Below are 13,555 nucleotides of genomic sequence, written 5' to 3' on the forward strand. Positions count from 1 at the left end.
GCTTTTCATGGCCACGCGCAGCTGATGGGTTTTGCCGGTAAACGGTTGCAACACAAACAGGCGCAAACCGGGCTTCAGGCTTTGGCTGCTGAAACGGGTAACGGCAAAATTATCCTCATCACGCGTCAGCTTCCATGTACCGCGCCGCGAACGCGCCATACCGCCTTTCACCCAGCCCTGCTTTTTCGCCGGCTTGTGCGTACCGAGTGCCAAATAAGTTTTACGCATGGTTTTCTCGGCAAACTGTGCCGACAAAGCGGCCGCGCTGTCGCGGTTGAGCGCAAACAGCAACAGGCCGCTGGTGGCTTTATCCAAACGGTGAACCAGCCACACGCGTTCAACGCCGAGTTGCTGCGCCAGCGAAGCAGTCAGGCAAACATCTCCTTCCGATTCGCTGTGCACCGATACGCCGCAAGGCTTATTGATGACCACAAAGTCTTTGTGTTCAAAAACAATGTCCCACATTTCAGACGGCCTTCAACACAATACCGTCGCCAAGCAGGGTCAAAATACCCAGTAAGCAGAACAAGATACATGCGGTAATGCGCACTGCTTTGGCCGGAATCTTGCGCATCAGCATTTCGCCCAAATACACGGCAGGCACAGAAGCAATCATCAAACCGGCAATACTGCCGACCACGACCAGCAGGATAGATTGGTATTTGGCTGCCAAAAGAACCGTCGCAATTTGCGTTTTATCGCCGATTTCAGCCAAGAAAAACAGGACGACCGTCGCCGTAAATGCGCCGTATTTCAGCCACTTGCCGTCAGGGTCTTCGTCTTTGTCCGGCAACAGCAGCCATAAACCGACCGCAATAAAGCTGCCGCCGACCACCCATTTCATGACTTCGGGCGAAATAGCGGATGCCAGCCAGACACCGAGTGCGGCTGAAACAAGATGGTTCAACAGGGTTGCAATAAAAATACCGGCAACAATCGCGTTTTTGTGGGCAAAACGTGCAGCCAAAAAGAGCGCGAGCAATTGCGTTTTATCGCCGATTTCGGCAATAGCAACGCCCAGCATCGAGGAGAAAAAAGCTTCCATGATTTAAGATACTCAACCGAAAAGCGGGCAAACAAAAAGCGCTGTGCATACCGCCCGCAAGGGTATGGACAACGCTTACGTCTTGCCTGTCTTCAGATAAAGCATAGAAGATACCGCTGCCACGGCCGCACAAGCCGATTATGTTGACAACGGTTTCGGCATTGCGCCGAATGGCTACTCCCGTAAGAGTGAAGCGCGAATTGTAAGGCAAACAAAAGTTTGAAGCAAGAAAAACAAAAGGCCGTCTGAAACCTCATTCAAGCAGGTTTCAGACGGCCTGCGATTACTTGCCGCATACTTCAAATTTACGGCCGGATCCTCTGCCATTGTATCTGCCAAAACCATGCGGCATATCGTTTTCAATCACTTTAAACAAACCCGGGCTGGCTGTAACCCCTTCAGGCATATTATCCGGCAGGGCCTGACGCATCTTGGCAGTAGCGGCTTTAAAATCTTCCATATTGCGCCAACGGGCTACGTTGACCAAATGATATTTACCGTTTGGATCTATATTTTGGTGCAGGCGCGTAGCTATATAGCCCGGCTGGGTTTTCAAAAAATCACGCGCTTTTTGCCAAGAAGCCAAAGCTTCGGCTTCTTTACCCTGCGGCACTTCAAAAGTATTAATGAGGACGACACTGTTTTGAAAGGCTTCACATTTTTCCTGCCACTGTTTGGCATTTGCAGTACAACCGACAGCGACAAAGGCAGTGGCGGCAGCGGCAATCAGAGCTGTTTTTTTACGGATATTCATATGGATAGTTCCTTATAGGTTTGAGTTGACGTGAGATTTAAGTTTTTCCGAACATTCGGGGCATTACGGATTCGCCTTTGATGTAGTGGTAAACGACCATGCCGATATGTCCCAAAGACAAGAACAACAACGAAAATGCCAGTACACCGTGAATCTGTCCTTCCTGAGTAATTTGTCGCATAACACCTGTGGCTGGAACGGCAAGCATCAGGAGATACATTGCCCAATGTCCAAATTTGGCGGCCATACTGCCAACCGGTCGGTTGCTGGACTGGCGGATTGCCCGCATCACACGCCAAGCAGACAATATCAGCAGAAGAAAGCCAACCGCCTTATGAGGATTAGTCAAAAACTTCAGACTTTCATCCATATTCCAAGCAATGGCAGTTGCAAACATAAACAGATAGCAGGCCGCCATAGTCCAATGCAGAAAGCGGGTTGTAGTGCCGTAACGTTGCGGAATATCAGGTTTCATGATGTTTTCTCTTAAATTAACAATTAAATGGATTTCAATTTGGGTTTACGGATAGAAAATCCGTCTTTCATGCTCAGTCCCAACAGCGTCAGATTAACCATACCGGCAATCAGTTCTACGATTTGAACGATATAAAACACACTGTCAAACTGTCCGTCAGAAGCTCGGTTGTTCAAGAAAAAGGCACAAGGCAGCAAAATCAGCATTCCGTTGGCGGCGATAAACGGCATGCGTCGGCGTTTCGCAGCAATCGCAGTATGTTTGCTTTTTCCACCCATTTTCATGCCTGTCGCGCCTGCAACTGCCATACAAGCCATCAGCCCGAATAGCGCATAAACAATGGCTTGCTTTACGACAACGATGGTTTCATGCGAACCGAAGAGTTCACTTAATACGGTGCTGCTCCAAAATGAGGCGATGAATAAACATGCACCTGCTCCTGCCGCGGCATGGATTTTGCGTAAAGTATCGCGGTTCATAATATTTCCTTTGAATGTTTAAGATAGGCCGTCTGAAATTTATATAGCAAGCTATTAAGTTGAGATAAGTATAGCTTGCTATTGATTAATATAGCAAGCTATACTTGTGTTATAATTCATAGGATTTTGTTTTAAAAGGAAATAAAGTGAACGACTCATTCAAAAACCAATCAGCCGGCTATTTGATGAACCATATTGCCCGCCAATTTGCCATTTTATTGAGCGAAGGCTTAAAACCACTGGGGATTGCGCCTGCACAATTTCCAATTTTGATCGAGCTATGGAATAAAGACGGCTTGAGCCAACAGGAATTGGTAGAACGCGCCGATTTAAAACAGGCAACGATTGCCAACACTCTGGCACGGATGGAGCGAGATGGATTGATTACACGGGAGCCGAATCCTGAAGATGCACGCAGCCGTTTGATTATGCTGACGGAACACGCGCGTGATTTACAATTAAAATCCACCGAAATTGCCAAAGCCATCAACCAAGAATCCTTGGCGGATTTATCGGCAGACGAGCAGAAGCTGTTTTTGGAAATGGCACAGAAGATTATATTGAAACAACAAAAGATGATAAAAGGCTGAAAAATATAAAAAAGGCCGTCTGAAACCCAATATAAACAGGTTTCAGACGGCCTTTTTCACAGCGATTAATTATCGGAGAACAAATCGCCTACTTTTTCGCCTACTTTTTCCCAAAACGATTTTTTGCGCGGGGTTTGGCTGAGATTAAGACCGGAGGAGATTTTTTCAAATTCTTCCAACAACTCTTTCTGACGGTCGGTCAGGTTGACCGGTGTTTCAACCAAAATGTGGCAGTACAAATCACCGGTCGAGCTGGAGCGCAGAGACTTGATGCCTTTGCCTTTCACGCGCATACGGCGGCCGGTTTGCGTTTCTTTCGGAATGTGCAGTTTGACTTTACCGTCCAAAGTCGGCACTTCGACTTCGCCGCCCAATGCGGCAATGGCAAAGCTGATCGGCAGTTCGCAATGCAGGTCCAAGCCGTTGCGCTCAAAGATTTTGTGCTGTCTTACGCGTACATTGACGTACAAATCGCCTGCCGGCGCGCCGTGTTGACCCGGCTCGCCCTCGCCGCTCAAACGGATGCGTTGACCGTCGTCGATGCCTGCCGGAATGTTGACTTCAACCGTTTTGCTGGTTTTGGTGCGGCCTTCGCCACGGCATTTGACGCAAGGATCTTTGATTTCTTTGCCTGTACCGTGACAAGTCGGACAAGTCTGCTGCATTTGGAAAATGGCTTGGCGGACGTGTACCGTACCTGAGCCGTGACAGGTCGAACAAGTCGATGCAGATGTGCCCGGTTTGGCACCTGAGCCGTGGCAGACATCACATTCTTCGTAAGTTGGAATATTGATGCGTTTTTTCACGCCTTTAGCGGCTTCTTCAAGCGAAATCTCTATGCCAACCTGCAAGTCCGCGCCGCTGTAATCCGGCTGACGGCCGCCTGCGCTGCCGCCACCGCCGAACATTTGGCTGAAAATATCAGAAAAATCGAAGCCTTGCGTGCCACCGAATCCGCCTTGGCCGCCGAAACCGCCAAAGCCACCGAATCCGCCCGCACCTGCGCCCTGTTCGAACGCGGCATGGCCGTATTGGTCGTACATGGTACGTTTTTCCTTGTCAGACAAGGTGTCGTAAGCTTTTTGGACTTCTTTAAATTTTTCTTCCGCCTCTTTATTATCAGGATTGCGGTCGGGATGGTATTTCATTGCCAGCTTGCGGTAGGCTTTTTTAATTTCATCATCGCTAGCGCTGCGGGCAACACCAAGGGTTTCGTAATAATCTTTATTGCTCATAATTTTGATAGTGTTAAGAATGAATTCAAACTGGGTGGGATATGTGGGCGAGTATCAAAAACTCAAGTCAGTATTTTCAAGGCCGTCTGAAATTGTGCTTTTCCGACATCCAAACATTCAGACGGCCTTTGTCAAACCGACAGGCCCGACAACCTGCTATAATCCCATCTTTATTTTTTCCAACGTTTTCAAGCGAAAAACAGAATGACCATGCAAGAACATTACCAACCCGCCGCCATCGAGCCTGCGGCGCAGAAAAAATGGGACGACGAGCGTATTTTCAACGTCTCCGAAGACGCTTCCAAACCCAAATACTACTGCCTCTCCATGTTCCCCTACCCCAGCGGCAAGCTGCACATGGGGCATGTACGCAACTACACCATCGGCGACGTATTGAGCCGCTTCAAACTCTTAAACGGCTTCAACGTCATGCAGCCTATGGGTTGGGACGCGTTCGGTATGCCTGCGGAAAACGCGGCGATGAAAAACAACGTCGCCCCCGCTACTTGGACCTACGACAACATCGAATACATGAAAACCCAGCTCAAAAGCTTGGGTTTTGCGATTGACTGGGAACGCGAAGTCGCCACCTGCAAACCCGAATACTACCGCTGGGAACAATGGCTGTTTACCAAGCTGTTTGAAAAAGGCATCGTGTACCGCAAAAACGGCACGGTAAACTGGGACCCTGTTGATCAAACCGTCCTTGCCAACGAGCAAGTCATCGACGGACGCGGCTGGCGTTCAGGCGCATTGATCGAAAAACGCGAAATCCCGATGTATTACTTCAAAATCACCGATTACGCCGAAGAGCTGCTCAACGATTTGGACAAGCTGGAACACTGGCCGGAACAAGTCAAAACCATGCAGCGCAACTGGATCGGCAAATCACGCGGTATGACCGTGCGCTTCGCTGTTTCAGACGACAGCAAACAGGGCTTGGAAGGCGATTACGCGAAATTCCTGCAAGTTTATACCACCCGTCCCGACACGCTGATGGGCGCGACTTATATCGCCGTTGCCGCCGAGCATCCGCTAGCAACCGCCGCAGCCGCCGACAAACCCGAATTGCAGGCATTTATCGCCGAGTGCAAAGCCGGCTCGGTTGCCGAAGCCGATATGGCGACGATGGAGAAAAAAGGCGTGCCGACCGGCCGCTACGTCGTCAACCCGCTCAACGGCGACAAGCTGGAAGTGTGGATTGCCAACTATGTATTGTGGGGCTACGGCGACGGCGCGGTAATGGCTGTTCCAGCGCACGACGAACGCGATTTCGAATTCGCCACCAAATACAATCTTCCGAAAAAACAAGTCATTGCTGTCGACGACAACGAATTCGACGCAAACCAATGGCAAGAATGGTACGGCGACAAAGAAAACGGTGTATTGGTCAACAGCGGCGACTTGGACGGCATGAATTTTCAGACGGCCTTCGACGCCATCGCCACCAAGCTGCAAAGCCAAGACGCAGGCGAACCGAAAACCCAATACCGCCTGCGCGACTGGGGTATTTCCCGTCAACGCTACTGGGGCTGCCCAATTCCTATCATCCATTGCGAAAAATGCGGCGACGTTCCCGTCCCTGCCGACCAACTGCCGGTCGTTTTGCCTGAAAACGTCGTACCCGACGGCATGGGTTCGCCGCTGGCAAAAATGCCAGAGTTTTACGAAACCACCTGCCCATGCTGCGGCGGCGCGGCGAAACGCGAAACCGACACCATGGACACCTTCATGGAATCGAGCTGGTATTTCTTCCGCTATATGTCGCCCAAGTTCGCAGAAGGCATGGTATCGGCTGAAGCCGCGAAATACTGGGGCTCGGTCGACCAATACATCGGCGGTATCGAACACGCGATTCTGCACCTCCTGTACGCGCGTTTCTTCACCAAACTGATGCGCGACGAAGGCTTGGTCAATGTTGACGAACCGTTTGAACGCCTGCTGACGCAAGGCATGGTCGTTTGCGAGACCTACTACCGCGAAAACGATAAAGGCGGCAAAGACTGGATCAACCCTGCCGATGTCGAGCTGACTTTTGACGACAAAGGCCGCCCTGTTTCCGCCGTCCTCAAAGCCGACGGCCTCCCCGTCGTCATCAGCGGCACGGAAAAAATGTCCAAGTCCAAAAACAACGGCGTCGATCCGCAAGAACTGATTAACGCCTACGGCGCGGACACCGCCCGCCTGTTCATGATGTTTGCCGCACCGCCCGAACAGTCCCTCGAATGGAGCGACAGCGGCGTCGAAGGCGCACACCGCTTCCTGCGTCGTCTGTGGCGTACCGTTTACGAATACCTGAAGCAAGGCGAAGCGGTCAAAGCGTTCGCAGGCAGCCAAGACGGTTTGTCTAAAGAACTCAAAGACCTGCGCCACAAACTGCATTCTACCATCGCCAAAGTCAGCGACGACTACGGCCGCCGCCAGCAGTTCAACACCGCCATCGCCGCCGTAATGGAATTGCTCAACCAATACGACAAAACCGACACCGGCGGCGAACAAGGCCGCGCCGTCGCCCAAGAAGTATTGGAAGCTGCCGTACGCCTGTTGTGGCCCATCGTGCCGCACATCTGCGAAACCCTGTGGAGCGAATTGAACAGCGCGAAACTGTGGGAAGCAGGCTGGCCGACAGTCGACGAAGCCGCCTTGGTTAAATCCGAAATCGAAGTGATGGTTCAAGTCAACGGCAAACTGCGCGGCAAAATCACCATCGCCGCCGACGCCTCCAAAGCCGACCTCGAAGCCGCCGCCCTTGCCAACGAAGGCGCAGTGAAATTCATGGAAGGCAAGCCTGCGAAGAAAATCATCGTCGTACCGGGCAGACTGGTGAACATCGTGGTGTAAAGCTGATTCGGCATTGATTGCTGTAATTAGGAAAGGTCGTCTGAAAACTTGGAAACAGGGTTTTCAGACGACCTTTTTAAGATAGATTGAGTTGTCTACATTACAGACCTCAAATAACTTAAATCTCAAAATCCAAAATATGAATTTATTTTTCGATACCGAATTGGGAAAGCAACAAAATAAAGCAACCCACAAAATCCGCGTAATGAGCGAGGCTTGGCTAGAAAAAAACGGCTACTGCCCCTGTTGCGGAAGCAAGCCGATGCAGAGATTTACCAATAACAAACCTGTTGCAGACCTCTTTTGTCCAAACTGTCACGAGCAATATGAATTAAAGAGTAAAAATCAAAAAACTATAGGTAATAGTGTACCTGACGGTGCATATCACACCATGTTGGAGCGCATCCAGTCAGATACCAACCCCAACTTTTTCTTTCTTGCATATAAAAAAGCGGATTACTCCATACAGCAATTGGTGCTTGTACCTAAACATTTCATAACACCGGACATGATTATTCCCAGAAATAAAGGTATTAAAAACCGACCACACCACATCATGTGTTCCATTAATCTTGTACCTTTACCTGAAAGCGGCAAAATATTCTTGATAGACAATTCCCGCATTATCGAACCCGAAATCGTTCTAAAAAAATGGCAATCCAATCTATTTTTACGCAACCAAAATGCGGAACGCAAAGGCTGGCTTTTGGCTATTATGAAATGTATCGATCAACTCCCCGAAGAATTCACATTGTCACAAATGTATGAATTTGAAAACAAACTATCCATCCAATTTCCCCGAAACAACCATATCAAAGACAAAATCCGCCAACAATTACAAATTTTGCGTGATCAAAATATGATCGAATTCATTGGTCGCGGACTTTACAAAAAATCAATAAATTGCGCCTAACTCCCAAGGCGTTTTGATTTCAAATCATGATACTGAATTCACAAGGGATATTTATTCTTCTGCCATTCTGAAAACGGTTGTACCATTTGTCAGGATTGTTGTCGACTTTACAAATAGGAACATATAGCAAATTCTTTATTTTTTGGTATATCCAACTATCTTCAAAGCTTATCTGATCGCTGATTAACTGATCAAAGTTACTGGAAGCGGTGAACTTGGGAAATCTGGTTTGATATTCAAGTTTTAGATCTCCTAGCGTCCTTCCGATGTTTTCTCTAAAAAAACCATACGAATCAGTTAGATTCATTATCACAGTTTCCGTCATTAACATAGTCCTTAAAAGTTCAGGTAAAGAAATATCTAATGCGCTAGCCAAACGAATAAGATTTAATAGGGCGGGGTTACGCTCTCCACGTTCTATCATTCCGATATAAGTCCGGTGCATATTCGCTTTTTCAGCCAATGCTTCCTGACTTAAATCCTGGAGTTGTCTTAAATGACGAACATGTTTGCCAAATTGTTTTAAAATTTCTGATTTCATGATGACTATTCTTAATGTTTGCAAATTAAATTCCACATACAATAAGTATCAACTTTAGTTCTAATACGAAAGGCCGTCTGAAACCCTATATTCAGGTTTCAGACGGCCTTTTTAACTGCCCGATTTTATTCGCCGTAGTAGGCTTTGGTCAGGATTTCTTCCATATCGGCCACCATCGCGAGGCGTGGGTTGGCCGGGGTGCATTGGTCTTCAAAAGACATCATGGCCAGCTCTTTTCTGCCGTCGAGGAAGGTTTTCTCATCGATACCCTGCTCTTTCAACGACATTTTTATGCCGACGTTGACTGCCAGCTCATGGCAGGCGCGGGCGAAGGATTCGACGCCTTCTGCCGGTGTGCTGCATGGCAGGCCTAAAGTACGGGCGATTTCCTGATATTTCAGGTCGGCTTTGTAGTAGTTGTACTTCGGCCAAGTGGCGGTTTTCTGCGGACGCGTGCCGTTGTAGCGGATGACGTGCGGCAGCAGGATGGCGTTGGCACGGCCGTGCGGAACATGATATTTGCCGCCGATTTTGTGTGCCATCGAGTGGTTGATGCCCAAGAACGCATTGGCAAATGCCATACCTGCGATGGTGGAGGCATTGTGCATATGCTCGCGCGCTTCAGGATCGGCTGCACCGTGTTTGTAGGAGCGTTCGAGGTATTGGAATACGAGCTTGATGGCTTGCAGGGCGAGGCCGTCTGTAAAGTCGTTTGCCAGTACGGAAACGTATGCTTCTACGGCGTGGGTCAGTACGTCCAAACCGGTATCGGCAGTTACGCCTGCCGGTACGGTCATGGTAAACGCAGGGTCGACAATCGAAATGGTCGGTGTCAGCGAGTAGTCGGCAATCGGATATTTCTTATCACCGTCGCTGATGACGGTAAACGGCGTCACTTCGGAGCCTGTACCCGACGTGGTAGGAATGCCGATAAATTTGGCTTTGCGGCCCAATTCAGGGAAACGGAATGCGCGTTTGCGGATGTCCATGAATTTTTGCACCAAGTCTTCAAAATCGACTTGCGGCTGCTCGTAGAAGAGCCACATGGCTTTAGCCGCGTCCATCGGCGAGCCGCCGCCCAGCGCGATGATGGTATCGGGCTGGAAGCTGCGCATCAAATCCGTGCCTTTATAGACGGTTTGGACACTCGGATCGGCTTCGACGTCGGTAAACAGCTGGATGGTCACTTTGTTTTTGCGTTGATGCAGTTGATGGGTGATTTTATCGACAAAGCCCAGATCAACCATCGAACGGTCGGTCACAATCATGACTTTTTCGCAGTCTTTCATGTCTTGCAGATATTGAATGGAATCGCGTTCAAAATAGATTTTGGCGGGCACTTTGAACCATTGCATGTTGTTTCTCCGACGGCCTACTTTTTTGATGTTTAACAGATTGACTGCGCTGACGTTGCCGCCGACGGCGTTTTTACCGTAAGAGCCGCAACCGAGGGTCAGAGAAGGCAGGAAGGCGTTGTACACGTCGCCGATGCCGCCGAAGGTGGAAGGCGAATTCCAAATCACGCGCAGCGCTTTGACGCGGGAGCCGAACGTTTTGACCAATTCTTCGTCGGCGGTATGGATGGCGGCAGAGTGTCCCAAACCGTCGAAGGCAACCATTTCTTCGGCGAACTTCAAACCTTGTTCGGTCGAATCCGCCTTAATCATGGCCAAAACAGGTGAAAGTTTTTCGCGGGTCAGCGGCTCGTTCGGGCCGACTTCGCGACATTCGGCGATGATGATGTTGGTTTTTTCAGGCACTTTAAACCCGGCCTGTTCGGCAATCCATGCCGCCGGTTTGCCCACGACGGCGGAATTAAGTTTTGCTCCGCCACAGCTGGCGCAATTCGCCGTTACGCCGAAGATAAACTCTTCGAGCATGGCTTTTTCTTTTTTATTGGCAAAGTACACGCCGTAAGATTTGAACTCTTCGGCCAACTCTTTGTAAATCTCTTTATCGGCAATCACCGCCTGCTCGCTGGCGCACACCATGCCGTTGTCGAAAGATTTCGACATCACAATATCGTGTGCCACCTGTTTGATGTCCGCCGTTTTTTCAACATAAGCAGGTACGTTGCCAGCCCCGACGCCGAGCGCAGGTTTGCCGCAAGAGTACGCGGCTTCCACCATCGCATTGCCGCCGGTCGCCAAAATCGTTGCCACGCCCGGATGCTTCATTAGCGCGGAAGTGCCTTCCATAGACGGCTTTTCAATCCACTGGATACAGTTTTCCGGCGCACCGGCCGCAATCGCCGCATCGCGCACAATACGCGCGGCATGGGCGGAACACTGCTGGGCGGACGGGTGGAACGAGAAAATAATCGGATTGCGGGTTTTCAGCGCAATCAGGGATTTGAAAATGGTGGTGGAGGTTGGATTGGTCGTCGGCACAATACCGCAAACCACGCCGACCGGATCGGCAATTTCCGTAATACCGGTTACATCGTTTTCGCTGATGACGCCCACGGTTTTCAAATCGCGCAGGCGGCGCACGACGTTTTCGCAGGCAAACAGGTTTTTCGTCGCCTTATCCTCAAACACGCCGCGCCCTGTTTCTTCTACCGCGTGCATGGCGAGTACACCATGTTTGTCCAGCGCGGCGATAGAGGCTTTGGCAACAATAAAGTCAATCTGCTCCTGATCGAGCTTAAGAAACTCGTCTAATGCCCGTAAACCCTTGTCAACCAGGCTGTTTACCTCGGCTACGGCTGGGCTGACGACGTTGTCGGCTGATGCGTTCATGGTGTATCTCCTTAATAAAAGGTGGCAATAATGTCAATAAATTTTCACTACAATAACTATAGGTAATTTAGTTACATTTTGCTTTGACCTACATCACAAACCATGATTGAACTTTTCAGACGGCCATTTTATCGTTTATTCATTTTAATTCTTTGAAGTATAATATTTTTATCTACACAAAAACAAAGACGGTTATTCTTCGTCGCTTTCCTCGATAATTAAGATAAAAACAGAAAATCGATGTATTAAAATTACAAACTCAAATAAACAAAGGCCGTCTGAAAATATTTTTCAGACGGCCTTTTTTGCTTTACCGTTTATTGGCTAATGTCTTCCAGCGTACGACCTTTGGTTTCTTCACCCAATACCAAGATTACCGCCACAATCAGCAGCATAACCAGCGCAAACATCATAAAGATATTGCCGAAGCCGCCGCTGTTGCCCACCATCGCCGCCACTACCATGGGCGCGAGTATGCCGCCGACGCGGCCGATGGCGCCTGCCCAGCCGGATGCGAAGGCACGGAAGCGCAAGGGGTAGAGTTCAGGGGTGTAGGTGTACAAAACGCCCCATGCGCCCAAGTTGAAGAAGGACATCAGGCTGCCCCAGATCATGACTTCAGCCGCAGTTGTGCTTTGCCCAAAAAACCATGCGCACACGGCGCACGCGGCCAGAAAGCCTGCCAGCGTTGCTTTGCGGCCGATTCTTTCCACCAAAGCCGCGGCGGCTATATAGCCGGGCAGTTGCGCAACAATCATCACCAGCACATATTCAAAGGTTTTGACCACGGTATTGCCCTGCTCGACCAGCAGTTTGGGCAACCAAGTGAAAATGCCGTAATACGAAAACACGATGCCGAACCAAACCAGCCACAGCATCAGCGTGCGCCGTGCAAACGGATGTTGCCAAAGTTGGAAGAAGCGGATGCGTTCGCGCGGGGCGGCCGGTGCGGCAACGGCTTCTGTCGGCGGCGTTATGCCCGATTGAATTTCCAGCGCGGATACTAAATGGTGCGCTTCGTTGGTTTTGCCGCGGGAAAGCAGGTAAGGCACGGATTCGGGAACGAATTTCAACACCAACGGCACATAAAACAGGGGCAAGGCGCCGAATAAAAACTCGCTGTGCCAGCCGGTTTGCGGAATAAAGAAATAAGACACCAGCGCAGCCGAGAGCCAGCCCAAGCCCCAAAAGCTTTCCAGCAATACAATAAAACGGCCGCGTACTTTCGGCGGCGCATATTCGCTGACCAGCGACACGGCAACGGGCAGCTGGCCGCCCAAACCGACGCCGACAAAAAAGCGGCACACCAGCAAAACCGTCAAATCAGGCGCAAGCGCACACAAACCTGTGGCAATGCTGTACACCACCATCGTGCCGGCAAAAACGGTTTTCCGTCCGAACCTATCCGCCAGCCAGCCGCTGAATACCGCACCCAAGGCCATGCCGACAAAAGCAATGCTGACAATCCAACCCAACTGCGCCGGAGCCAGCGCCCAATCTTTGCCCAAAGCCGGCAATACAAACGACACCAAGCCTGTATCCATAGCATCAAACAACCAGCCTATGCCGACCAAAACCAGAAGTTTGTAATGAAAGCGGGAGGGCGGCAGATTGTGCAGCCGCGTCAGAATATCCATAACTTCTTTCCTTTGTTTGCGTATTATTGAATTGGATTTTAGCAATAACTGCTTTAGTTTCAGCTACAAACCTGAAAATAGAGTTTAACATTTATACAATATGCAAAGAATAGGAAGCGCGCGTTTTTTGGCTATTTTTGAATATCTTAATCTCGGCGATAAACCGCATACCATATTGAAACATGAAACAAGAAATTACTTCAGGCCGTCTGAAACCGATGGTCTGTTTTTCAGACGGCCTGCCGTTTTTTGCAAAGGCTTCATGCTTGGGTTATGATGTTTATTTGTAATATGTAAACAGATG

At 49.6% G+C, this 13,555-nt stretch carries 10 protein-coding genes and 3 pseudogenes; 4 read left to right on the forward strand and 9 right to left on the reverse strand.

Translation table 11 applies throughout. The features are described from left to right. The 5 genes from ACTHSP_RS12005 to ACTHSP_RS12025 all read right to left on the reverse strand — a co-directional run. Window positions 1-465 (reverse strand): TIGR01621 family pseudouridine synthase (locus tag ACTHSP_RS12005; protein WP_440346162.1); only part of this gene is annotated, 465 nt, incomplete at its 3' end. A gap of 1 nt (window position 466) precedes the next feature. Continuing rightward, on the reverse strand, window positions 467-1,045 hold the full coding sequence (locus ACTHSP_RS12010; RefSeq protein ID WP_314513461.1) for a TMEM165/GDT1 family protein: 579 nt from the start codon (window positions 1,043-1,045) through the stop codon (window positions 467-469). Window positions 1,046-1,328: 283 nt separating this feature from the next. After that, the gene (locus ACTHSP_RS12015) at window positions 1,329-1,799 is read right to left on the reverse strand and encodes an antibiotic biosynthesis monooxygenase family protein (protein WP_314513460.1); all 471 of its coding nucleotides are present in this window, start codon (window positions 1,797-1,799) and stop codon (window positions 1,329-1,331) included. 37 nt (window positions 1,800-1,836) lie between these two features. Beyond that, window positions 1,837-2,274 (reverse strand): cytochrome b, encoded by a 438-nt coding sequence (locus ACTHSP_RS12020; RefSeq protein WP_314513459.1) that lies wholly within the window; start codon window positions 2,272-2,274, stop codon window positions 1,837-1,839. A 23-nt stretch (window positions 2,275-2,297) separates the two neighbouring features. Continuing rightward, window positions 2,298-2,753: a hypothetical protein gene (locus ACTHSP_RS12025; protein WP_314513457.1), complete on the reverse strand. Its 456-nt coding sequence runs from the start codon at window positions 2,751-2,753 to the stop codon at window positions 2,298-2,300. Between the two features lie 185 nt (window positions 2,754-2,938). On the opposite strand from ACTHSP_RS12025, the gene ACTHSP_RS12030 reads away from it, so the two are divergent. After that, window positions 2,939-3,343 carry a MarR family transcriptional regulator gene (locus ACTHSP_RS12030; protein WP_314513473.1) on the forward strand — a complete coding sequence of 135 codons (405 nt, stop codon included), beginning with the start codon at window positions 2,939-2,941 and terminating at the stop codon, window positions 3,341-3,343. Window positions 3,344-3,408: 65 nt separating this feature from the next. Here ACTHSP_RS12030 and dnaJ read toward each other — a convergent pair whose 3' ends face one another. Continuing rightward, the gene (gene dnaJ, locus ACTHSP_RS12035; protein WP_314513455.1) at window positions 3,409-4,578 is read right to left on the reverse strand and encodes a molecular chaperone DnaJ; all 1,170 of its coding nucleotides are present in this window, start codon (window positions 4,576-4,578) and stop codon (window positions 3,409-3,411) included. 210 nt (window positions 4,579-4,788) lie between these two features. Here dnaJ and leuS point away from each other — a divergent pair, with 210 nt between their 5' ends. From leuS to ACTHSP_RS12050, 3 genes and pseudogenes are all read left to right on the forward strand, one after another. After that, window positions 4,789-7,419, forward strand: a complete 2,631-nt coding sequence (gene leuS / locus ACTHSP_RS12040; RefSeq protein ID WP_440346163.1) for a leucine--tRNA ligase — start codon at window positions 4,789-4,791, stop codon at window positions 7,417-7,419. 139 nt (window positions 7,420-7,558) lie between these two features. Then, a pseudogene (locus tag ACTHSP_RS12045) lies at window positions 7,559-8,349 on the forward strand (DpnI domain-containing protein). Further along, a pseudogene (locus ACTHSP_RS12050) lies at window positions 8,322-8,411 on the forward strand (DNA adenine methylase); the annotation flags it as partial. The pseudogenes ACTHSP_RS12045 and ACTHSP_RS12050, both read left to right, overlap by 28 nt. A 321-nt stretch (window positions 8,412-8,732) precedes the next feature. Here ACTHSP_RS12050 and ACTHSP_RS12055 read toward each other — a convergent pair. The 3 genes and pseudogenes from ACTHSP_RS12055 to ACTHSP_RS12065 all read right to left on the reverse strand — a co-directional run. After that, window positions 8,733-8,873: pseudogene (locus ACTHSP_RS12055) on the reverse strand (helix-turn-helix domain-containing protein); the annotation flags it as partial. 125 nt (window positions 8,874-8,998) lie between these two features. Further along, complete coding sequence (gene adhE, locus ACTHSP_RS12060; RefSeq protein WP_063068428.1) at window positions 8,999-11,614, reverse strand: bifunctional acetaldehyde-CoA/alcohol dehydrogenase; 2,616 nt, start codon at window positions 11,612-11,614, stop codon at window positions 8,999-9,001. A 317-nt stretch (window positions 11,615-11,931) separates the two neighbouring features. Beyond that, window positions 11,932-13,251 carry an MFS transporter gene (locus tag ACTHSP_RS12065; RefSeq protein ID WP_440346164.1) on the reverse strand — a complete coding sequence of 440 codons (1,320 nt, stop codon included), beginning with the start codon at window positions 13,249-13,251 and terminating at the stop codon, window positions 11,932-11,934. Window positions 13,252-13,555: the final 304 nt, after the last annotated feature.

It is taken from the genome of Neisseria sp. P0001.S005 (assembly GCF_051963715.1).

Excerpts from the sequence above, each read along its gene's own strand:
- ACTHSP_RS12010 (WP_314513461.1), bottom strand. The coding sequence starts at position 1,045 with ATGGAAGCTTTTTTCTCCTCGATGCTGGGCGTTGCTATTGCCGAAATC.
- ACTHSP_RS12015 (WP_314513460.1), bottom strand. The coding sequence starts at position 1,799 with ATGAATATCCGTAAAAAAACAGCTCTGATTGCCGCTGCCGCCACTGCC.
- ACTHSP_RS12020 (WP_314513459.1), bottom strand. The coding sequence starts at position 2,274 with ATGAAACCTGATATTCCGCAACGTTACGGCACTACAACCCGCTTTCTG.
- ACTHSP_RS12025 (WP_314513457.1), bottom strand. The coding sequence starts at position 2,753 with ATGAACCGCGATACTTTACGCAAAATCCATGCCGCGGCAGGAGCAGGT.
- ACTHSP_RS12030 (WP_314513473.1), top strand. The coding sequence starts at position 2,939 with ATGAACCATATTGCCCGCCAATTTGCCATTTTATTGAGCGAAGGCTTA.
- dnaJ (WP_314513455.1), bottom strand. The coding sequence starts at position 4,578 with ATGAGCAATAAAGATTATTACGAAACCCTTGGTGTTGCCCGCAGCGCT.
- leuS (WP_440346163.1), top strand. The coding sequence starts at position 4,789 with ATGCAAGAACATTACCAACCCGCCGCCATCGAGCCTGCGGCGCAGAAA.
- adhE (WP_063068428.1), bottom strand. The coding sequence starts at position 11,614 with ATGAACGCATCAGCCGACAACGTCGTCAGCCCAGCCGTAGCCGAGGTA.
- ACTHSP_RS12065 (WP_440346164.1), bottom strand. The coding sequence starts at position 13,251 with ATGGATATTCTGACGCGGCTGCACAATCTGCCGCCCTCCCGCTTTCAT.